We start from the raw sequence: 22,552 nt of genomic DNA on the forward strand, positions 1-22,552 counted from the left end.
CAATAAATTATGAGACGTTTATCTATACAAAAAAAACCCACTATAGTAGTAGGTCTTCATCCAACATCTCATATTTTAATAACATGTTCACTAATAGATCAGCTGTTAAGCATCGCTATTTATTGGCTACTATCATCAGATTCATCATTTGGTTTATTGTCGAAATCCGCATTCTCTGCAGGTGCTTCGAAACCACGATCTTGACCAAAACCACCACGCTCAAAACCACGCTCCTGACTTTGACCAAAGCTACCACGCTCAAAACCACGATCTTGACCTTGGCTAAAGCCACCACGGTTAAAGCCGCTACGATTGGCAAAGCCGCGCTCTTCAAAACCACCGCCACTAGCAGGGGTAGGATTGCCACCGCGCTCAAAACCACTGCCACTGCTCATACCACTACCTTGATAACCCACAGGTGCAGCACTTTGGCTTTGAGTACCAGTAGCTGGCGTTGTGCTACTTCGAGGGTTACGAGCTGGTACGACTGTCGAAATGGCGTGTTTATATACCATTTGACTCACTGTATTTTTAAGCAGTACCACATATTGGTCGAATGATTCTATTTGACCCTGTAATTTGATGCCATTAACTAAAAAAATAGAAACTGGTATACGATCTTTGCGCAGCGAATTCAAGAACGGATCTTGTAAAGTTTGTCCTTTTGACATGAAATCTCTCCTAAATATTATATAATTATTGTTAATGCCAATTATTTTAAGTGTTGCTTTAATTATAATGGCTAAAGACAGATACAGTAGTAAGTTTTATTTATAAAACGTATCTAAATAAGTACTAATTCTTGTTAAGTAATTCTACTTTATCGTGAATACGTTGTTATTGTAATAAATTAAGTAACCAGTTGTTGCAGGATCTGTCTTGATAATCAAATGTTAGTTGATAATGATTCAAAAAGCAGCTGTCATTTATAAAACCTACTACTCTGATTAAGTAGAATTATAACAGTTATATACATTATACTTTGAAACTAATTGTCATTAGCTTAGAATTTGCGCATGATCCTACTTGCATATATTTGTACAACATTATCTGTACGATAATTAATAGTATGATGCTTATTTCGATGATTCACAGCGCAATTGACTTAAATTATTCATATAAGCCCTTGAAGTAACTAACTAAAATAAATACTCTCTCGCCTGTTCCATTGTGGTGAACGAATGGAGCATTATCTTATTATTTTTAAAGTCATTCATATCACTAGATAAAGCGGTGTTCGTTAGTGACGCTGTTGAATTATCAGACAGTTGCACCAACTTGCGCAGCCAAGTGTACTGGCGCTTTGCTAGCTGTCTTGTCGCATATAATGCCTTATTTTGCATTTGCTGACAAGCAAGCGCCTCAGTTTGACTATTAGCTATTAGTAAATGCGACTGGCATTGTGGCTGAGTCATGTTCCGTTGAGTCGTTATGTGTTGTTTTGATTTATCAGTAATTAGTGCTTCACATTCACCAAAAGCCTCATAGAACTGGGCTTTATCCAAATGTGGTTGCTCGAGTATTGGGTGCTTAATATGTACCAAATATTCCAATACTTGCCGATAGCCAACGCAGCGCATCGATGGTAAGTTGGGTGTCAAAGGATAACGCTCCAGTAAACCAATCACCTCATTAACCAACCCTTCAGCCCACATAATATCTAAACGCTGCTCGATACGTTCATGCAGCCATGGACGCTCAGGCATAACTGCCAATGCATGCCATTGCTGTTTTGGATTATGTGCCAATGCTTGCTTGGGCTGACGCTGCCAATCACTGAGTGGGATGGCTGTTTGTAGATAGACTTCGACAGCGCGAGTAATACGCTGAGTATCAGTGGCATTTAGGCGTTGGTGGCTAACAGAATCAACTTTACCTAGATAATCATATAAAGCCTCGATGCCTTCATCTTGTCGCCACTGCTCTACGCGCGCGCGAACGCTATTATCGCTATCAGGTACAGGAGACAACCCATCAAGTAGCGCCATGTAATACATCATGGTACCGCCTACGAGCAGTGGTATCTTGCCATTTTGATGACAACGATCAATCAGACGTGCCACATCGCTAACAAATTCAGCGACACTATAACTTTGCATAGGATTAATGATATCGACTAAATAATGCGGATAACGCGCCAGCTCAGTGGCCGTTGGTTTCGCCGTACCGATATTCATGTCACGATAAATCAGCGCTGAATCTACTGAAATTAGCTCATAACGCCCGGTATCATAAAGCTCATAAGCCAAGGCTGTCTTACCACTCGCGGTTGGTGCCATCAAGCACACCACGCTATTATCCGCTAAATCGGGACTTAAGCTAGAAGATAGGCTATCAGACGAAAGTCGCATATAGTTGCCTTTAATTATTATAGTGTTAATAATGTTAATAGTTACGCTTTGAGTGATTAGAGCAGCCATTAGCTATGTGTTCAGCATCAGTTTATTCGGCTGAAGATGATAGCATCAATCCCACTAATTGATTATTGTCTATGGCCTTGACGGCATATTTAGTCAGCAATTCTTCAATATCTGCTATAAATGCTAGCAAATCTTGTGCTGACATTTGCGCACTGACAGTCGCCAGTTGCTGATTAATATGGGTAGCGCTATTTGCTATGTTATTCTTCTTAAATACAGGGTTACTAAAGACAGTGCCACTAAATAAATATGACTCAAACAACAAGCTCATCTTTGACTGCCAATCCTCTGCATTAATCAATAAGAACTTACCTTGATTATAAAATAATAGCCAAGGTAGTGTCTTACCCTTAACACCTTCAATATCTTTGATGACAGAAGATTCTGCTGCTAGACCATTCAAACTGGTAATAATATCTAAGCAAATTGGTAAAGGTTTAGTCTCTTTAAACGGGCTATTTAAAGTATTAATACGATGACCTACAGACTCATCAATATAAGATTCTGCTGGCTTATCAGGCAATTGATATGACTGTTTAGGAGCTTGTACTTGTCTATTTTGCGTTAAGTGACTGGTAGACGATGTCTGGTGCAATGATGTATCAAATAACGTATCGAATGATTTGCTTGTAGAAATATTACTGTTCGGCACTTTATTGTTAGCCACTTTTTCACATTGCTGACTAGCAATTTTTTTTGCACTAACTGCTTTTAACTTTGAGTGAATAGCATGGTTTAAATGCGCCATGATGTTATTAAGTGGGCTAATTTTAATGCGCTGTTTGGATGGATGGACATTGATATTAAGCCATTGGGTGGGCAACTCAAAATAAAGCGCATAACCAATACCTGCCAACTGTGCACTTTGAGTGAGTTGGCGGAGTTGATTGCTAATCAAAGCCTCTTTTACCAATCTACCATTCACGTAGATTAATTTTGGTAAGTTATGCTGCGAATCACTGCTAGGCCATAACCAACCACTAATACTAGGCTGTGTATCGGCACTTTCATTATTGGCGTATCCATTATGAACATTGTTGTTATAAAGAGAACCTTTGGACTGCTGCATCAGGCTCGATAGATCAACCGCCACCTCAATGGACTGCTCTGTCAGCGAAATACCAGTCGCTTGCTCAAGACGTGACAGTGGCAGACGACTCGCATTATCATTACCACTTATAGCATTTATGGATAATGACAGCCGCTTTTTATTATCATGAAAGAGCGTCAATGCCACATCGGCTCGCGCCAATGCCACCTCACGGACAATTGTTTCAATATGCGTAAACTCGGTCGCGATAGACTTCAAGTTACCGCGGCGCGCTGGCACATTAAAATATAAATCTTTTACCGTAATTGTCGTACCACGATGATGTACGACCGGTATCAGCTTTGGCGTATCGTCTAATACACCAGCGACCTGCAACTGGCGCCCAATCCCGCTGTTATCATGACTACTGGTTAAGGCTAAACGCGATACTGCAGCCGTTGCTGCCAATGCTTCACCACGAAACCCTAACGTCGTAATACCATGCAAGTTAGCCACATCGGCGACTTTACTGGTTGCGTGACGAGTAATCGCCATCACCATATCATCGGGGTGAATGCCGATACCATTATCAATAACCTCTATCAGCCCCATACCACCTTGAGTAATATGTATCTCAATATCGCTGGCACTAGCATCAATCGCATTTTCAAGCAGCTCTTTGACCACAGCGGCTGGACGTGTCACAACCTCACCCGCTGCCAATTGATTGATAAGCAGCGGCGATAGTTTTTTGATGCGGGTATTAGAATGGTTATCGGGCATGATTATAGTTATGGTTATCTTACGTTGATGAATAGCATGCTTTCAGAGTATGAGAGGCTTACATTTGGCTTAACCTAGATTTTTATTGCTGACAAATCCAGTCCTTGCGCTTGTCGTGCTTTCGATAATCGCAGCTCAACTTGACGGCATTCTTTAGCATTATTATCATTATTGCTTTGAGTGATATCAATAAACCCTTGTTTTATATCAATAAACAATGTCGGTGGCGGAAGATAGCTGTCCGCCCGACTTGCCCATTCAATGATAACCAGCGCGTTAGGCTCATCTAAATACTCATCAAAGCCTATAAAAGACAGCTCTTCTGGATCTTGTAGACGATATAAATCAGCATGATAGACAGGTTTAGTGGTGCCGTCATCTTGCTGAATACTATAAGGTTCAACCAAGGTATAAGTCGGACTCTTTACCGCTCCCTTGTGCCCTAGCGCCTGTAACCAATAGCGAGTCAGGGTGGTTTTACCTGCACCCAAATCACCCGCCAGCCACACGCTACCTGTCAGTGGCAAAGCTGCCAATTGCTCAGCCAAACGCTGGGTATCTTTTTCAGAGCGCAGTGTTATCGTTTGCACAGATTTATCACCTGTTATAGAGTTCTCATTATGCATCACTCTCAATCTGCCTGTACTTGCATGGTTACTGCTGGATTAATAAAACTCTCACCGCGTATTAACTTTGCATACAGCTCAGAGTCATCCCATTCAGCTCGAACTTGTTCGCTAAATTCAAAATCCTCTAAAACCAGCTTACCCATTTGCTCATTGGCTACATCATCAACAAAGCACTGCGCGTAGCCCGTTGCGGTTTCGTGAGCAATCACTGAATAAACGCTGACATCAGCTTCACCATTTTGCATCTGAGTTTGTTGTAGAATCTCTTGCGCCCAAAAGAATATGACGCGTGAGAACTGCTCTGCCGATGGAGATACTGGCAAGCTTATCCAACGTGCACTGAACTTCTTACAGGCAGCGATATATTCAGGATCGTCTTTACTCCAAAAACAAATAGCGTGATCGAAGCTGTCGATAATGTCCTTAATAGAGGATTTTAATAAACCAAAATCGTAAACCATCTGCCCGTGGTCTAAACGCTTAGCCTCAAGAATCAATTCAATCTGATAGCTGTGACCATGAATCGAATGTTTGCAGCGCTCAGAGCTACAGTTACGCACAATATGAGCGTTTTCAAATTTAAAAAGTTTACGGATACGCATAATAATTAATCAACCAAAATAGTAAGCATCATTGTGCTAAATATTAATATTATAAAAGTTTGCTGCTGTTATTTATCAGCTTATTGCCCATTATAGCAAATAGCCATCCATCCGTAAGTAAGCACTTATTAATAGCAATATTGACTAAATAAATCTACGGTATACAACACCTACTTATAAGCCCCAGTTATTAAATAAAATTTTAAAAATTAATATTAAGAAAAGTATGACTGAGTCTAATCGTAGGTGAATTGTGCTTGCGCTATCTATTACTTAGGCTTAGAGCTATACTCATTTCAGTACGCAGCGTCTTGCGTCAAATGTATCAATACAGTCATTAGGTCAGTATAATCTGGCTTAACATGTTGTATATGTTACCTAAAAAGGAAAAAGACATGAGTAAAGGTCAAGATAGTAAGAAGAATGTAAAAAAGAAGCCGCTGTTAACGGCAAAAGAGAAGAAAGCGGCTAAACAAGCCAAGAAAGAAGACAATGGCAGTATCTTAGGTAAGCATTAATTATTAAGCCCATCACTGGTCTGACTAAAGCTATGCCAATCGAACCTTATGGTTTGATTGGCATTTTTTATGCTAGGCGCTGTCTTTATACTAGGTACTGCGCGGTGCAAACATAATAATCGCCATTCCTAGCAATGCCACAGCAGAACCCAATATATCCCAAGTGGTTGGGCGTATGCCATTTACCGTCCATAGCCATAAAATAGCCATGGTGATATAGACACCACCATAGGCTGCATAGACTCGACCGGCAGCAGTTGGATGTAAGGACAGTAACCAGACAAAAGCGACTAAGCTTAACACCCCAGGGATAAGCAGCCAAATTGACTTGCCTTCTCGCAACCACAGATAAGGCAGATAACAACCCGCGATTTCAGCCAACGCCGTAATAGCAAAAAGCCCTACTGTTTTTAATTCAGACAAAATCACTTACTCCTTTACCGTGATAAATCCAGTTAAATACTGTACCGCATTACCAGAAATAAGCACTCTATCTGATTTAACCATACAATCCAAAACCCCGCCACGTTTTGATGCTTGATACGCGAGCAATTCACTGTTGCCTAAACGCTCTGCCCATAACGGCGCTAATCCAGTGTGAGCTGAGCCCGTTACGGGGTCCTCGTCACCGCCATTAGCAGGCCAAAAGTATCTTGAAATAAAATCGTACTTATCTGATTCAGACTGACAAGTAACAACGACGTCCAAAGGAGCAAGTTGCTTTAGCGCCTCATTGTCTCGAAGCACATTTAATACGTCAGACTCAGAGTCATAAATCACAAAATATGCTTGCGCATTTTGATAAACCTCAACAGGTGTGATGGAAAGACCAGCTAATAAGCTGTCAGGAATATTACTGACCTTTTCAGGCATCCTATTTGGGAAGTCCATTTGTATTTTGCCATTATCCATTTGCACAATGGTCAAAATCCCAACGGCTTTGGCTGAAAATTTAATGGTTTTTAAAGTAGGGTTTTTCTTAAACAATACAAAGGCAGAGGCTAAGGTCGCATGACCGCAAAAATCAATCTCAGTAAGCGGTGAAAACCAGCGAATATGATAAACACCCTTATCATCAGAAACGATAAAGGCAGTCTCAGATAAATTATTCTCAAAAGCAATAGACTGCATTAATGTTGCGTCAAGCCAGCTATCGGTGATAATAACGGCTGCAGAATTGCCTCTAAAAACCGTATCAGTAAAAGCATCGATTACATTTATTTCGAGTTGCATGTTTGTATCCAATAATTTTCAAGATTCAATATTTGAAATATGCGATTTTTTTAGATCACAACGAATGAATGGTTAGCAAGTCTATGATTTTATAATGGTGCTGAGATATTACTAAATGCTATTGGTATTTCATCCATTAGACGAGTTAATAACGTGTTTGTCAGTGTACCCGAAGTCTTTAATGGTAACTGCTTAATATCAATATATTCAACGATATTGATTGCTGTGTTTATAATTTCTTTAGGGGCTTTGTCAAAATTGGTTGTACAGTTTAGTCGAATGATAAGTATATCGGCCAGATCATGCCGTTCGTAAGATAGTGCGCCTACCCTAAGGTTATTCATATATAAATTATTTGGCGGTATAAATACAGCGGGTATTTTTGGTGATAGAGAGTCGATAGTACGAATTGCTGCGGCAGCTAAATGGTTAAGGTAATCTTGTTCAGTATAACCCTGATCAATATAGCCTTCTGTCTTTACACCTTGCAAGTGATCTAACACAAATGCGGCCGTTAATGACCCATCTCCAGCCCACCATGATTTAGCAACCGCTTTAGAACCTTTACGACGCCCAATCGTTTCATCCCAAACAATGACTGCTCCAGGCGTTAATAATCGCCCCGCAGCCAAAACCTCTTTAACTTTCTTAGTCAGCGAAGGTACGGTAGTGAAATATAACACATGTTCAAGTTCTCCAATGGTTGGAGATATGAAACCTTCGCGATCCGTTGTCCCAGCTTCTTCTTTTAGCACGCCTTCTTTCGGTCGCTTCGCTTGATTGGTCATTGCTCTTTCCTTGTGTTTCTTCCTTATAAAACTCACAAAAGCTTTCTAATTTCCTGACGCTTAAGACCGTATAATTGGTTCGGGTAACGTCTTTCATGTATAGTTGATTCACCTTAAAACCGATACAGTGCTACTGGTATAAAATTTTTGCAGCTAGGGCAAGAGTGCCCAGTGTCTCCAGTCGCCGCATAAGGAAAACCTCCAAACCTGCTCTCGCAACTCGCGCCTACTGTAGAACGATCAGCTTAAGGCACCAGCATTAAAGCAGGCTTGATTAATGGCTTAAGTAAAATATTGAATCTTTCTTAGCTCATATGAACGTTCCTTTTTGCAGACATTATTGTTTCAAGGTAAGCCAGCTGTTTGATTTCAAATCCAACGACGTACCTTATTTAGATAAGCTCGATACTTATCACCAAATTTCTGCGTCATCACTCTTTCTTCTGGCTGAATTTGAAAGCGTGTCATATATATCATAAATATTGGTATTAAAATAAATGCCAAAAAATGAGACAGATATAGCGCCCAGCCTAATAAGATAAGCACCAAGCCTAAATACATAGGATTGCGACTATATTGATAGATACCGCTGGTCACTAAACTAGAGACTTTTTCAAGTGCTTGTGGATTAGGGGTGGTCTGAGCTTTTCTAAATTGAGTCACGCCCATAATGCCACTACTCAATCCTATGACTCCCAAACCAACGGCTAACCCAGTTGAGCCATTAAGTGAAAACTTCAAACTTGGCATGGTTTTAGACACGCCAACCATCGCGGCAGCGGTAATGATGACTTGCGCGACAGGTGGTATTTTTAGCTCTAGAAAACTCATAAGATCACCGTAAAGTTTCATTGAAGGTATGCTTTTAGCTTCCTTCATTGTATCCGCTAACCTATAGCCATACAATATGGGCTTTTATCTCATCAAATCAGACAAAAATGTAAAAAGGTAGGCTATGAAGCAACTCGGCATGTTGTTATTCGTTGTATTGGGCGGCATGGCATTAGCATTGGAGGCGGCATTTTTAGGACCATTGGGAGAAAGTATTGGTCGCTTGTCAGCATCCTTATCCATATTTTTGATTGGGGTTATCGTCTTTAGCTTAGCGATGATTGTGCTGATGGTCGCAGGTAGACGCAACTATTTATCCACGCTGGCCACATTACCTAAGCAACCACGCTGGCTATTGACTGGCGGTCTCGTGGGTTTTATCTATACCATTGTATTAACGATTACCACGCCGTTAGTGGGCGTTGGTACGACGATGGTAGGGATATTATGTGGGCAAATTACTGCCAGTCTTGCCATTGATCATTTTGGTATTTTGGGTAGCGAGCGCCGCGCCATTGATAGTTATCGAATTGGAGCATTGGTGCTAATTCTGATTGCCCTTTGGCTGATTTATTAAGGATATTGTTATGTTAAGGATAGAGCCATGCTATTAACTCTCGCATTTCCTTTATTATTGCTAGGCGGCATGGCCATTGCCGCGCAGTCTTCCATTAATGGCACACTCAGCGTACGTACCGACGTCGTGACGACGGCATGGCTGACCAACGTCGTCGCTTCCGTTATTTTATTGCTTTTGGTAGTGTTTTTTGAGCCGCCACAGGTAGCGACTATGTTTAACGTGCCAACATGGCAATTAGCAGGCGCGCTGTTCGGTAACTTCTCGATGGTGGCTATCGTGATTGCTGTACCGCGTATTGGGACGGCGGCAACCATCGTTGCTATCATCGCCGGACAAATCATCATGGGGCTGTTGGTAGACCATTTGGGCTGGTTTGGCAATACGCAGATAGTGCTCGATTATAAGCGCATGGCAGCTATCGCCCTACTCGCTGGCGCGTTGTATTTGATTTATTTGAGTAATGTGCGGCGGATCATTAAGTAAGCTAACTTTCACCACCCAAGCTACACCAATTAACTTCAATAAGGTTATCTATTTCCTTTTTATTATGCGGCTCTATATAAATAGGAATAGATATTTCCCCTATTTCTTTTGCTATCGCATATCGATGATGCCCACCTTACAGCATGACTTCACCCATCATATGAGGTTTTACCAATGGTGGCGATATAGGTCTTTTTTCAGACAAATATACAATTAGATATGCTAAATCATTTTTACTTCCCACACTCCAAAGTTCTCCCTCATTTCTACGACTAAAATAACATAGTTTTTCATCGAAACTTGTAAGCGCGACAGTGCCTAATAAAAAACCTTCTGGATACCTTATTTTGAAACCTGCTTCTTTTTCACCATCTAGAGAAAAACGTTGACCTTGTTTAGATAAATCCCAATTGAAATAGATAACAGGCCATTCTGAAAAAGGAGTTTCAATGTACTGATCTGATTTTTCTAAAATTTTTAAGCGTAATGCTTTATTAGCACGATAGACTTCTAAATTTAAACCTAATGAATCAGCTTGTATTTCATCCATGACTCTATCTATATCCATAATATTGTGACCTTATAAAATCTAAGCTAGAAAGCGTAACTTGGGTGTGCAAAAAGAGTAAATAATATATGGTAAAAAAATTTAAGATATAAAAAATTTTCATCACAGTACGAATATTCATTTCCAACAGTAGCCATTATCCCTTCATTATTATGTTGTAAAGGCCAGACAATTCAAGATGTCACGGTACACGGCAGCAGCAACCTGTCCCGCTTATAGCCGCAGCCATAGCAAGTATGGCAGATAATAGCGGTTGGCTGGATTGGCTTCTCATTATCCATGTGATTTTATTAATCCTTACCCGCTATCGGAGTCGCTAGAGTTAATCATTCATCGGTTTCTGCAGGAGCCGTCAAAAAAGTCAGATAGGCTTGATATTGCTCAAGCACATCATCAATCACTTGCTGCTTAGTCAGCCCCATCAAATCATAACCACCTGAACCTGTTTGTGTTGCTACCTCAAGTCGATAATAGACGTCGGTATCAGCCGCCATTTTACCGCTAAAGGTAGGCGCTGGCGTTTCGACCATAGATACCTGATAGTAAAAATCATCCATAGCAGCCGTCGATACTCGTAGTAACGGCCCCGATGCAGCGATAATGTTGGTATTGCCAACAAAATTAGTCGCATCAGCCGCATTGCTTTCATGATCAGCATTGATACGCTCAACGTCATAACCTTGGCGGCGAAACTCATTGGCGACATCATCAAGCGCTGGACGTACTACACGCTCAAGGAATCTGACAGACTCACGTTTGGATGGATAGGTCAGCATTTGCCCAAGCCGCTGAGTCCATGAACGCTCTGGTATATGACCACCACTTGGTGCGATAGATGGACGACGCAGTACCTTGCCTTCGCGCTCGGCCTGCTCTATCTTTAAGGCTTTATAAAACGAGAACATCACCAGATAAACGATAATGGTCACTGGCAACGCAAAGATAAGCGTCGCATACTCCATCGTTATCACACCGCCAGCTATCAGCATCGATATAGTCAATACTGCCGTCAATACCGCCCAAAATATACGTAGCCATTTAGGACCATCTTTTGAAGGATCTGGAATAGAAGCAGAGAAATTCGACATCACCATAGCACCTGAGTTGGCACTGGTAATATAAAAGAGCAAGCCTGAGAACGTCGCTAATATAATTAAGTAAGATGCGCCGGGGAACATTTCTAAAAGTGCGTACCAACCGCGCTCTGGACTTTGAACTGCCAATTCGGCAAAGGCGGTGTTGCCTTGTAAGACTTCATACAGGGCTGAGTTACCAAAGAATGAGACGATAATAAAGTCACATAATACCGGTACAGTAATCGCTGCGATAACGAATTCACGTAACGTGCGTCCACGCGAAATACGCGCAAGGAATACGCCAACGAACGGTCCCCACGCCAGCCAAAATGCCCAGAAAAACAGCGTCCAACCGCCCATCCATTCGCTACTGCCCGGTACATAAGCAAAAGTCTTAAACATACGGGAAGGTAATGTGACAAAGAATTGACCTAAATTTTCGACTAATGCATTTAATAAAAATGCAGTCTCGCCCGCGATGAGAATAAACGCCATCATCGCGACCGCGCTCCATAGATTAAGCTCGGATATCCAACGAATACCACGGTCAACGCCTGAGGTGGTGGCTGCTATCGTTAAGACAACAGCACCGATGACCAATGCAATTTGTAGCGTAAGACCTTCTTCTAACCCAAATATCTTGGAAAAACCAACGTTTAGCAATACCACACCGATGCCCATGGTGGTAGCAACACCAAACACCGTACCAACCAAGGCTAAAATACTGATACCATGACCGATAGGACCATTGACGCGTTTGCCGAACAATGGATAGAGCGCTGCCCTAATCGACAACGGCATATCCCAGCGATAGGCAAAGTAACCCATCGCCATACCCAGTAACGCATATACCGCCCAGCCAGCAATACCGTAATGAAACATCGTCCAAACAACGGCATTTTGCATCGCATCGGCAGTCGCACCATCACCTGATGGCGGAGTCAAATACTGTACGACAGGGCCAGTCACTGAGAAGAATAGTAAATCAATACCGACCCCTGCGGCAAATAACATCGCAACCCACGTTCCAAGCTTATATTGCGGGCGTGAATCATCAGGTCCAAGGCGTATGCTACCAGCTTTAGAGAGTGCCACCCATAGTACAAAGCCAATAACCATTACCATGGTAATGACGTAATACCAACCAAGGTTTGTCGCAATCCAATCAACGACCATTTTCATGGTTGTGCTGGCACCCACTGGCATCACGATTGCCCATATTGAAAAGGCCGCAATCACCAATGATGAGATAATTAACACGCTCCAGTTAATATGAGCGACCGCATTTTTCGATAGCTCTTGTGCCCCTTTTTTCAGGTCACTGCGCGATATAGGCGCATCATCATCGAGATGATGCTTCGGCTGACGCTGCGAGCCACCAAATTGACTGCGCTCGAATGGCGTTTGCGCTTTTTGACTCTGCTCGTTTGGCTGGTTTGGATTACTTGGCTTAGACACTTCAGAGAGTTTGTCGTCTGATGGGTCGATGGTCATGGTTGTATTCCTTGCGTGCTACTGGTAACGAATGAGTACATCTGTTTTTAGATGGTTTTACATTTTGAGAAATAGGTTAGCCGAATAGTAACATAATTTGCTTTGCAGAATTTTAGGCAGCCGTTAGATGTGCTTGGGCTGAAAGCTTCAGAAGCTATTGATAAATGAGTAATAAATTTTGGCAGTTAAAGGTTTGCGATGCGCTAAATTAAAAAATTCGGCTAGTAAATTGAAGCTTTTAGACAGCGTTTGTATACGGCTAGTTTGACTGGCTAGCGTAATGCTTTAATGCTTTAAGGTCGCGTTTATCCACCCAGCCATATTTACTGTCTTGTTTATAGCTTACTTTTATCCAATCCTCATTTTGAGCAACTGCCTCAATGACATCGCCTTTTACATAATAATTAGAGGGTATTTGCGGATTGAAATCTTGGTCGAGTATCTCAGCTTTATTTGCAGTTGCTTTATAACTACTCGCTAGTGGCGGGCACTTTTTTTCAAATTCTGCTTCAGAATACCCACTTGATTCGCCATAGCTGAAATCTGATATATCAGAGCTATGATTTTCTATACAGTAATAGGGCACTCCTGTAATAAGCGTGCCTGCTGATACATACTTTGTCATTAACCACTTATCGTTTTGTAGTCCAAAATAAAATGACTGCTCAGAGTGTCCACGGCTAGCAAAATAGGTCGTCAATATAAACCCTGAATAATCAGAGCGAGGAGTAATGTCACTTAGAAACCATCCAGCTTCGTCAGTGAAGTTATTAGTCTCTAAACTTAGCTTATACTTGCTATCTGAAGTTCCTAAGTAAATAAATAAAACGTCACCTTGGTGAACATTATTTTTATCATTCTTATGAGTAATAATTTTGTCTTTAATACCATCGGCATTCACATCAAAATCATAAAATTGATATAAAGCTCTGTTATAAGTCTTTGCAAGCTCATTAGAGGTAAATTGTTGATGTTGTTTATCCTTACTAGCATTAGTTTCTGGCTTAGTAGCTGCTGTAATATTTTCTATTGATTTGCTCTCATAGATTTCTGCTTTGCAAGGTTTGCCTTTTTGGCTTACTGAAATTGATTGAGCAGCGTTAGCGTTTAGAGTTGCAGCGCTCTGGTTTAAAACTGTAGCGTTAGCGTCTAAACTAACCGTATCGAAGTTGGCGCAATCAAAAGAATTTATTCCGATAGAATAGGATTGCTTAATACCTGTAGCGTCAAAAGGTAATATTGAATAGGCTGGGTACTCTTCAGTAGTAGCAGGAAGTACTAATAGTCCTTGCTTTGAATCAGTGCTTTTAAACACCTTTATTTGCTGTACAGCATTTTCAAGTTCTATACCATAGGTGTAATTAAAACTAATTTCAGCAAATTTATTAAGATAATTATTGCCTTTTTTAAAGTCTAAATACGACCTATCATCATTTATAAGTTTGATAATAATTAATGAGTCATCAATATTGATTTTAACTTGCTTAGAGCCTGGGATATGAACAACGTTCGCCTTACTTTTATAGTAAGTGTCATTATCATTAGTAGTCGCTTCCCTATCGCTATTAGAGACTTTACTATATTTGCCCTCTGGCTCTAAACTCTGATGAGCATTGGTATTATCTTGTGGACTGCTTAATGGATTAGCAGTATTGTCAGCAGAGTTTACAGTATCAGAGCTGCAAGCTGCCAACATCATTATAGGTATCAAGAATAAGGCTCGATTTATCATAATAATATCCTTTAGCAAGCCTAGAGCAGTTGCAGACAATGCCAGTAAGGTACTCAATTGATATAAGCTACTGACAGTCAAATAGGTAAATTGACCATATCAAAGTATAGTTAAAAGCGTAAGAGCAAACTATCACGGCTCACACTTCACGTTTTTAAACTTCCACTCCATTGAGTCGACCTTTTTTGCGACTAAAATATCACTGGCTGATAAAAACAGCACACCTTCAACATCTCTAAAATCATCGCCTGTACAAGTATAATGACTATAGAAATCTATTTTTAACGCAAATGCTTTAATCAGCGCATCGCTATATTTTGAGATATGACCAGCAGTGACTAAGCTTATGCTCGTAATAAATACAAAAGCGATGCCTGTAAGCATTTTTTTACCCAAAGGCTGACGGTTATTTACTGCTGATTTATCTGTCTGCTTGATATAAAAATATAAGCCGATAGCAATCAGGTAGCTGCCGAGTAATGCCATGATGGCGTATTTAAAGAAAACAATACCCGTCAACACGCTAGTAGTAAGCGCTAAATTACTGGGGTCAACCAAGAATATGCGATTAACCTCACCAATTGCATAAAGATAGGCGTGCGCACTGATTAAGGCGACCAGTAAATACAGAACGATTTGCCCCCAGATGCTGGTCTTTAGGTAGAGATAAACGATATTTTTAATCGACACCATAATGAGCATGATAAATAAAACAGCCGCGATTAACAGAACAAGACTATAAGACACATAAATCGGTAAATGCAGCGCAAAACTTAATAGTAAGGCGCCACCTAGAATGAGAAGTATAATAGCGAACTTGGCAAAAAGCCGCGTGGTTTGAATCAGCCATTCTCTAACAGCATCTACAGTAACCTTTGACGTATCTGCAGGTTTCTTATCATCAATGCTCATCGATACGGTCGTCCTTTATATAAACTGTCATCACAACTAAGGCAATAGCTTGGGCGTAATTCGGTCAGCCAAATTAATGTTGGCTATTTTCTCAGCCCACTCAGGCTCAGTTGGATGCGGCAAACCACCTAAGACCATCAACGGCTTCTGAGAGACTGCTTTAAAAGCCTCCATAAACCCAATTGCCGTATCGCCACAAGGCACAATAATAATATCAGATGCTGCTTGCTCAAGTACTTGAGTTAAGCGACTCACAAAGTCTTTGAAGGTTTCACTTTCTGAAAAATCCACATATACTTCTCGGTGATTACGCTGGTCTAAACTTTGCTTAATACTCGTTAAATGATGCACTTGCGATAAATCATCGCTAGATAAAACACAAGGATAAAATGCTTTATTCATTGGTAAAGTAGAACAGTTTAGAATACCAAGTGGTTTATAGTGCAGCGATTTAATATTACAACCTAATGCCAATTGCGCGTCAAAGCTCCTTAGATAACCTTGCGACATAAGAACCTGAGTCAGCTCAAGCGCCGATTCACCTGCTGCTGGATGCTGATGAATGTATTCATTAATATGCGGCGATTCTAAAATTAGTAATACCTTTAATTCTGTCACATCTTCGATCAAGTTGAATACTTTATACTGTTCTAAAGACACAGCGATTTTCCTTATATCATTTGTAATTATTAGTTTTATGATAATCGTTTTTATTATAGAAGCAGCTATGTAAAAAAGCACCCTATCGAATCTGATTCAATAGAGTGCTTTTTTATTTACCTAATAACGAGCGATTGGCAAAATGATCTAAATATCAAACGACAATAGCCTATCACCTTCGCTATCTTGAATACGTGTCGGTAGACCAATCTTATTCAATAGATTAATAAACGGCTTGGCATCGAGCTCTTCAACGTTGACCATCTTGCCTGCATCCCACTCGCCAGTAGCGACTAGCATCGCAGCAGCAACTGGCGGTACGCCTGCGGTATAAGAAATGCCTTGACTGCCCATGGCTTCATAAGCCTCTTTATGGTCAGAGATATTATAGATAAACACCTCTGTATCAACACCGTCTTTTTTACCTTTAACCTTATCACCAATACAAGTTTTGCCGGTATAGTTTGGCGCAAGCGAGCTTGGATCTGGTAGCACTGCTTTGACCACTTTTAGCGGGATAACTTCTTGCCCTTCGGCGGTCATCACTGGTTGCTCTGACAATAAGCCTAAGCTCTGTAATACGGTAAAGACGTTAATATAATGCTCGCCAAAACCCATCCAAAAACGGATATTTGGTACGTCTAAATTGGCTGACAACGAATGAATCTCGTCATGACCACTTAGATAGCTGTTTTGCATGCCGACAACCGGTAAGTCATCGGTACGCTTTACTTCAAACATCTTATTCGACTGCCACTTGCTGTCTTGCCATGAATAGACCGTACCGGTAAATTCACGGAAGTTAATCTCAGGATCGAAGTTGGTCGCGAAGTATTTACCATGGCTACCCGCATTAATATCGATGATATCAATGTCCGTGACCGAGCCCTTATCCATCATGTCATAGCCGAGTCTGGCATACGCATTAACCATACCGGGATCAAAGCCTGCACCTAAGATAGCAGTGATATTATTGTCGGCACAGCGCTGTTTACGCTTCCACTCATAGTTTTCATACCATGGTGGGGTCTCACAAATTTTACGCGGATCTTCATGAATCGCGGTATCGATATAAGCAACGCCTGTCTCAATACACGCTTCTAGTACGCTCATATTAAGAAAAGGTGAACCGACATTAATGACGATTTGGATGCCCGTTTCTTTGATGAGCGCGATAAGTGCTTGAATATCTAGCGCGTCGATTTGGTGCGTATGCAAAGTAGCAGGCTGCTTAAAGCTACCTTTTTCAACGACACTTTGAGCAATAGCATCACATTTATCTTTTGTGCGTGAAGCAATATGAATTTCGCCAAGTACGTCGTTATGCATCGCGCATTTATGCGCAACGACTTGAGCAACGCCGCCGGCACCGATGATGAGTACGTCTTTTTTAGCTGATGTATTTTGTTGTGTAGTCAATGCCACAATCCTCCTTTGTGTCCCTGTCAGTGCCATTAGTAATGACTATTCAAAACAGAAACAAGTGAATGATATGCGTGAATTAAAAAGGAAGACCGAGGAAAACCCACGCACCCGACGGGTAAAAACAACTATTCTCGCCCAAGGCGATTATAACAATTTTTACCACACTTTCGGGAAGTATTAGTAGATAAGTAGCACCTTGAGTTATCCACTACTTTATTCATCCATTACTTTATTTACTTATTAAAGAAACACCAAAGTATTAACAGCAAGTATTAAGACAAACTTGCCTTATAATCTTGATAGTCAAACTCGCGCTGCACATCGATACTGCCATCAAGGCGACGAATGACAATCGCTGGCATGTTGACGCCGTTAAACCAGTTCTTTTTGACCATGGTATAACCAGCTGCATTACCAAAGGTAACGGTATCACCTATCTGTAATTTGGTTTGTGCGTTATTTGGCAACGCATATTCACCAAAGATATCACCTGCTAAGCAAGAACGACCGTAGATAATCGTATGGTCTGCTGATTTAGCGTTTTCGCTTATTGGTGCAATATTAGTAGGGTCAATATCAAGAGGCGCAATATTAATTGCATCACTATTAACAGCCACTATCGGTGCTGACTCACGGTAAATCAGCAAATCAAGCATGTGCGCTTCAATAGACGAGTCTACGACGGCTAGATTTTTTTCATTGTGTAAAACATCTAAAACGGTAGTTACTAAGCTGCCAGCACCGTGAATACTTGCTTCACCCGGCTCAAGATAGACTTGTACACCATATTTTTTGCTAAAGGTTTTTAGACGCTGGGCAAGCTGTTCAAGCGGATAATCAGGCGCAATAAAATGAATACCACCGCCCAAGCTTACCCATTCTAGCTGTTGTAAAATATCGCCAAACTTAACTTCGATATCCGCCAAGCTATCGCTAAAAGCGTCAAAGCTGTCGTTTTCACAGTTGTTATGAATCATGACGCCAGTAATGTCTTTTAGAACCGCAGCAATGCTGTCTTTATCGTGTTCGCCAAGTCGGCTAAACGGACGCGCAGGATCAGCAATAATAAACGATGAATTGCTGGTTTTAGGGTTTAATCGCAGCCCTACTGGAATGTTTTGCGCAGCAGCTTGACCCTTAAAAGCATTTAATTGTGAGATAGAATTAAAGATAATTTTATCGGCATACTCTAGCACTTCAGGGATTTCATCCGCGCTATACGCCACGCTATAAGCATGGGTTTCTTTTTTATTCTCACTATCCCTACCCTTGCCAAAAGTCTCATATCCTAGCCGTACTTCATTAAGTGACGATGAAGTCGTACCATGCAAATACGGCTGCATAATATCGAATACGCCCCAGGTGGCAAAACATTTCAGCGCTAGTAACGCCTTTGCGCCAGATAGCTCACATAAACGGGCTATAATCTGCATATTGGCGACAATCGCCGCTTCATCAAGTAAGTAATATGGCGTTGGCGGTAAAGATAAGTTGGTGGTTGGCACCGGATTTTTTGCGTTCATAAGGGTTACCTAATAGCTTCTGTTGGCATCATGACAGACATCAATATTTGCGCTATAGTAGACTAAATCCATCATAATTAGAATATCTTATGTCACTCTCAACCGATTATTCTACCTCAAAGAGCCAAACCAACTTAACCTCTCTTACGCCAAATAAGATTGACTTGACTCATCTTAATCCTGATGCCCGTGATGTTTTAGAGTTTTGGTTTGACAAAGACAATGAGCAATATTGGTTTGCAGAAAATGAGAAATTTGATCAGCAAATAAATGAGAAATTTGGCAAGATTTGGCAGATAGCAAAACAAGGTGAATGTGTGACTTGGCGAATGGCAGAATCCTCAACGGATTGCAACAGCTCAATCACGGCTTTAGCTGGACGAGTGGCAGAAATTATTGTCTTAGATCAATTTTCACGCAATCTGTGCCGCGGGCGGGTATGTGCTTTTGCACAAGACGGAATGGCAATGGTATTGGCACAAGAAGCCATTCAGCAACCGCATTTTAATACCTTACCTATGGAGTGGCGCACATTTACCATCATGCCGTTTATGCATTCTGAATCGGCAATGATACATGAGCGCTATCTGCCACTATTTGAACAGTTGAACGATGCCATCACCTTAGACATCGAACATAGCCATAAAAACATTATCGATCAGTTTGGTCGTTATCCGCATCGCAATGACGCACTAGACCGCGAGTCAACTGACGAAGAAGAAGCTTTCTTGCAGCAGCCGAACTCATCATTTTAAGCATTATTTAAAATTCTAAAAATTTTCTAATTATTGAAATTTTAAATAAAAACCGTGTACTTTTATAACGAGTAGGCGGTTTTATCATCTTTGAATGACAATATTTTTATTACTTAGGCTATTTATCATAAGAGCCGTTATTAATTTTACGTTAGTTTATTAACGCTGGTTCTCAAGTGCTTTTCTGACTGGTGCAAAACTACGTCTATGCGCTGATAACACCCCGTAATTTTCAATCGCTTCCATGTGGGCGCGCGTTGGATAGCCTTTATGTTTAGCAATGCCATATTCAGGATGTTCAGCATCAAGCGCATACATGACTTTATCACGGCTGACTTTTGCCAAGATACTTGCCGCCGCGATACTAGTATGACGGGCATCCCCTTTTACCCAAGCTTGGCAGTCAACCGCTGATTCTGCTATGCCTAACTGATTAAGGCTTGCATAGTTTAAATCAGGACAGCGATTACCATCGAATAAGACCTCGGCGTGCAGCTGATAAGGCGTGCCTTTTGCCATATCACTTAGGTGACGAGCAAGCGTTTCTAAGAGCATCTCAGTACATACATGCATACCAAGCATGGTGGCTTGTAAGATATTCACCTGATCGATGACTGCTGCTGGGATATCAGCGATGACATAACCAATTGCATGCTGCTGAACCAACGGATAAAGCATATCACGCTTCTTTTCGCTCAGTTGCTTGGAGTCCGTCAGTATCGATAAGGGTGTACCTTTTAACGGTTGCATCTCAATCAGTCCTGACCAAGCGCGTGGTAATATCGCAGCAGCGACATTAACGCTACCCAATAGTGGTCCACGCCCTGCTTCATCAACGCCAATCTGTAACGCTGATTGTTGCAAGTCCTGCGTTGTATTTATCGGATATTGAGTGAGTAACTCAGCGATATTAAGTTGACCAGACAAACGGATCGGTTCAGCCAGTTGGATGTATTGACCTTTAATATCAATTTTTTCAATAGTACTTTCAATCTGAACAATATGGTTTTCTGTGCGGTACATGCTATTGGTCACTTATAATTTTTTATTGATTGATTGCGCTGGATAATATGCGTTTAGTCATTGAGACGAGTGGATTTTTTGAGGGTTGTTCTGAATAAACCATTGCTCAATCACGCTATTAGCGGGGTCATGATTGCTCTGCTGCTGTAACAAATGCTTGGCATCAACGAGCGCTTTTAATTGCTCAGCATAAGCGCGTGGTTGCAATAGACGCATCACGGTACGACAGATATTATCGCCACTCGCCTGCTCTTGTATCAGCTCAGGTACAATCTCAGTATCCGCTAAAATATTCGGCAAACCCACATAAGGCACTTTGACCAGACGTTTAGCAATCTGATAAGTCAGCTGGTTTAATTGGTAAATAATAACCATCGGGCGCTCAAGGAGCATCGCTTCAAGGGTTGCTGTACCCGATGCCAGCATCACAATATCCGAGGCTGCCATCGCTTGCTGACTAAAAGCGGGTTGGCTATCATCATAGACCACCACAATAGCCGCTCGCAGCTGTTCTGAGCGCCGATCAATGACATCTTGGACGATATATTGATGGTTTTGATCAACAGTTGGAATGATAAAGCACAACTTTGGGTCTAATAAAATCAGCTTTTGAATGCCATCAAGCATCAGTGGCAAAATAGCTGTTATCTCACCACGTCGAGAGCCTGGCATCACACAAATAAGCTGGCTGACCTCATCAAAGCGATCAATAAAGAACTGCTGCAAACCGTCGTTGTGCCAGACCAGCTCACTACGCCGCTGATTGATGGGCTTCTCTAATAAGGTTTGATCAATGGTGCGCATTAGCGGATGACCGACGCATATCGCCGGATGGTTATAACGCTCATATACTGGCAGCTCAAACGGAAACAGACACAGCACTAAATTGGTCGCCGCCTTAATATTATGGATACGCGATTCGCGCCATGCCCAAATGGAAGGACTGACATACTGCACGCAGAACACGCCTTGAGGCTTTAACTTTTTGGCAACTCTCAGATTAAAATCAGGCGCATCAATACCGATAAACCAATCGATATCCGCTGTTTTAAAAGCAGCCAAAAGTTCGCGGCGCGCCTTAAGTAAGTCAGGCAATTGGGCGATCACTTCCACCAAACCCATCACCGCCAAACGGGACAATGGAAAAATACTTTGTAGCCCTTGCGCTTGCATTTTTGTACCGCCAACGCCGACCCAAATGATATCATCACGTAAGTTATTCATCTGCTGCATAAAATCTGCGCCCAGACTATCACCTGATACTTCACCGGCGACAATCCCTATCACTAGTGGCGTGGCCGTTACGTCAGCCCCCTCATGATAAGTGTCAAGCTGGGCCGTTAAATCAGGGTATTGGTGAGGCGTAGCAGAATCTGTCATGACAAGTTCTCAATAGTAAAGTAATACAATAGACAAAAATAGGGATATTATAAAAGATAGCCCATGAAATGAGTTATAAGATGCCAATCGAAATGCACATTAACATC

At 41.4% G+C, this 22,552-nt stretch carries 22 protein-coding genes; 4 read left to right on the forward strand and 18 right to left on the reverse strand.

Translation table 11 applies throughout. The features are described from left to right. Positions 1 to 119 precede the first annotated feature (119 nt). From hfq to EPB74_RS02570, 5 genes are all read right to left on the reverse strand, one after another. On the reverse strand, positions 120 to 671 hold the full coding sequence (hfq, locus tag EPB74_RS02550; RefSeq protein WP_274902577.1) for an RNA chaperone Hfq: 552 nt from the start codon (positions 669 to 671) through the stop codon (positions 120 to 122). 468 nt (positions 672 to 1,139) lie between these two features. Then, entirely contained in the window at positions 1,140 to 2,351 is a 1,212-nt protein-coding gene (miaA, locus tag EPB74_RS02555; protein ID WP_274902578.1) for a tRNA (adenosine(37)-N6)-dimethylallyltransferase MiaA, read from the reverse strand. A 91-nt stretch (positions 2,352 to 2,442) separates the two neighbouring features. Then, a complete protein-coding gene (gene mutL / locus EPB74_RS02560; RefSeq protein WP_274902579.1) occupies positions 2,443 to 4,233 on the reverse strand; it encodes a DNA mismatch repair endonuclease MutL in 1,791 nt (596 codons plus the stop codon). A gap of 74 nt (positions 4,234 to 4,307) precedes the next feature. Next, the gene (gene tsaE / locus EPB74_RS02565; protein WP_274902674.1) at positions 4,308 to 4,859 is read right to left on the reverse strand and encodes a tRNA (adenosine(37)-N6)-threonylcarbamoyltransferase complex ATPase subunit type 1 TsaE; all 552 of its coding nucleotides are present in this window, start codon (positions 4,857 to 4,859) and stop codon (positions 4,308 to 4,310) included. Positions 4,860 to 4,864: 5 nt separating this feature from the next. Continuing rightward, positions 4,865 to 5,464, reverse strand: a complete 600-nt coding sequence (locus EPB74_RS02570) for a 6-pyruvoyl trahydropterin synthase family protein (RefSeq protein ID WP_274902581.1) — start codon at positions 5,462 to 5,464, stop codon at positions 4,865 to 4,867. Positions 5,465 to 5,859: 395 nt separating this feature from the next. Between EPB74_RS02570 and EPB74_RS02575 the strand changes: the two genes are divergently transcribed. After that, positions 5,860 to 5,982 carry a hypothetical protein gene (locus tag EPB74_RS02575; RefSeq protein WP_264753840.1) on the forward strand — a complete coding sequence of 41 codons (123 nt, stop codon included), beginning with the start codon at positions 5,860 to 5,862 and terminating at the stop codon, positions 5,980 to 5,982. A gap of 90 nt (positions 5,983 to 6,072) precedes the next feature. Here EPB74_RS02575 and EPB74_RS02580 read toward each other — a convergent pair whose 3' ends face one another. The 4 genes from EPB74_RS02580 to EPB74_RS02595 form a co-directional block, all read right to left on the reverse strand. After that, positions 6,073 to 6,405 (reverse strand): YnfA family protein, encoded by a 333-nt coding sequence (locus tag EPB74_RS02580; protein ID WP_079693050.1) that lies wholly within the window; start codon positions 6,403 to 6,405, stop codon positions 6,073 to 6,075. A 6-nt stretch (positions 6,406 to 6,411) separates the two neighbouring features. Continuing rightward, complete coding sequence (locus EPB74_RS02585) at positions 6,412 to 7,215, reverse strand: PhzF family phenazine biosynthesis protein (protein WP_274902582.1); 804 nt, start codon at positions 7,213 to 7,215, stop codon at positions 6,412 to 6,414. Positions 7,216 to 7,304: 89 nt separating this feature from the next. Continuing rightward, complete coding sequence (locus EPB74_RS02590; RefSeq protein ID WP_274902583.1) at positions 7,305 to 8,003, reverse strand: hypothetical protein; 699 nt, start codon at positions 8,001 to 8,003, stop codon at positions 7,305 to 7,307. A 369-nt stretch (positions 8,004 to 8,372) separates the two neighbouring features. Then, positions 8,373 to 8,834: a methyltransferase family protein gene (locus EPB74_RS02595; RefSeq protein ID WP_274902584.1), complete on the reverse strand. Its 462-nt coding sequence runs from the start codon at positions 8,832 to 8,834 to the stop codon at positions 8,373 to 8,375. Between the two features lie 124 nt (positions 8,835 to 8,958). Between EPB74_RS02595 and EPB74_RS02600 the strand changes: the two genes are divergently transcribed. Both EPB74_RS02600 and EPB74_RS02605 read left to right on the forward strand, forming a co-directional pair. Then, entirely contained in the window at positions 8,959 to 9,411 is a 453-nt protein-coding gene (locus EPB74_RS02600) for a DMT family transporter (protein ID WP_274902585.1), read from the forward strand. A 27-nt stretch (positions 9,412 to 9,438) separates the two neighbouring features. After that, positions 9,439 to 9,897, forward strand: a complete 459-nt coding sequence (locus tag EPB74_RS02605) for a DMT family transporter (RefSeq protein ID WP_274902586.1) — start codon at positions 9,439 to 9,441, stop codon at positions 9,895 to 9,897. 136 nt (positions 9,898 to 10,033) lie between these two features. Here EPB74_RS02605 and EPB74_RS02610 read toward each other — a convergent pair whose 3' ends face one another. From EPB74_RS02610 to EPB74_RS02640, 7 genes are all read right to left on the reverse strand, one after another. Continuing rightward, positions 10,034 to 10,465 carry a hypothetical protein gene (locus EPB74_RS02610; protein WP_274902587.1) on the reverse strand — a complete coding sequence of 144 codons (432 nt, stop codon included), beginning with the start codon at positions 10,463 to 10,465 and terminating at the stop codon, positions 10,034 to 10,036. Positions 10,466 to 10,791: 326 nt separating this feature from the next. Then, positions 10,792 to 13,035 carry a choline BCCT transporter BetT gene (gene betT, locus EPB74_RS02615; protein WP_274902589.1) on the reverse strand — a complete coding sequence of 748 codons (2,244 nt, stop codon included), beginning with the start codon at positions 13,033 to 13,035 and terminating at the stop codon, positions 10,792 to 10,794. 259 nt (positions 13,036 to 13,294) lie between these two features. Continuing rightward, positions 13,295 to 14,767 carry a hypothetical protein gene (locus EPB74_RS02620; protein ID WP_274902591.1) on the reverse strand — a complete coding sequence of 491 codons (1,473 nt, stop codon included), beginning with the start codon at positions 14,765 to 14,767 and terminating at the stop codon, positions 13,295 to 13,297. A 132-nt stretch (positions 14,768 to 14,899) separates the two neighbouring features. Beyond that, the gene (locus EPB74_RS02625) at positions 14,900 to 15,679 is read right to left on the reverse strand and encodes a hypothetical protein (protein ID WP_274902592.1); all 780 of its coding nucleotides are present in this window, start codon (positions 15,677 to 15,679) and stop codon (positions 14,900 to 14,902) included. A gap of 36 nt (positions 15,680 to 15,715) precedes the next feature. Beyond that, positions 15,716 to 16,339 carry a hypothetical protein gene (locus tag EPB74_RS02630; RefSeq protein ID WP_274902593.1) on the reverse strand — a complete coding sequence of 208 codons (624 nt, stop codon included), beginning with the start codon at positions 16,337 to 16,339 and terminating at the stop codon, positions 15,716 to 15,718. Positions 16,340 to 16,486: 147 nt separating this feature from the next. Continuing rightward, positions 16,487 to 17,758 carry a saccharopine dehydrogenase family protein gene (locus EPB74_RS02635; RefSeq protein ID WP_274902676.1) on the reverse strand — a complete coding sequence of 424 codons (1,272 nt, stop codon included), beginning with the start codon at positions 17,756 to 17,758 and terminating at the stop codon, positions 16,487 to 16,489. Between the two features lie 278 nt (positions 17,759 to 18,036). After that, on the reverse strand, positions 18,037 to 19,287 hold the full coding sequence (locus tag EPB74_RS02640) for a carboxynorspermidine decarboxylase (RefSeq protein WP_274902594.1): 1,251 nt from the start codon (positions 19,285 to 19,287) through the stop codon (positions 18,037 to 18,039). An 89-nt stretch (positions 19,288 to 19,376) separates the two neighbouring features. On the opposite strand from EPB74_RS02640, the gene EPB74_RS02645 reads away from it, so the two are divergent. Continuing rightward, positions 19,377 to 20,042 carry a DUF924 family protein gene (locus EPB74_RS02645; protein ID WP_274902595.1) on the forward strand — a complete coding sequence of 222 codons (666 nt, stop codon included), beginning with the start codon at positions 19,377 to 19,379 and terminating at the stop codon, positions 20,040 to 20,042. A gap of 159 nt (positions 20,043 to 20,201) precedes the next feature. Here EPB74_RS02645 and EPB74_RS02650 read toward each other — a convergent pair whose 3' ends face one another. Together EPB74_RS02650 and lpxB are read right to left on the reverse strand one after the other, a co-directional pair. Next, complete coding sequence (locus EPB74_RS02650; RefSeq protein WP_274902596.1) at positions 20,202 to 21,065, reverse strand: ribonuclease HII; 864 nt, start codon at positions 21,063 to 21,065, stop codon at positions 20,202 to 20,204. Between the two features lie 57 nt (positions 21,066 to 21,122). After that, positions 21,123 to 22,445, reverse strand: coding sequence for a lipid-A-disaccharide synthase (lpxB, locus tag EPB74_RS02655; RefSeq protein ID WP_274902598.1), 1,323 nt, complete (start codon positions 22,443 to 22,445; stop codon positions 21,123 to 21,125). Between the last annotated feature and the right edge of the window lie 107 nt (positions 22,446 to 22,552).

Origin of the sequence: Psychrobacter sp. DAB_AL62B (genome assembly GCF_028895345.1) — a bacterium.
Classification (GTDB): domain Bacteria; phylum Pseudomonadota; class Gammaproteobacteria; order Pseudomonadales; family Moraxellaceae; genus Psychrobacter.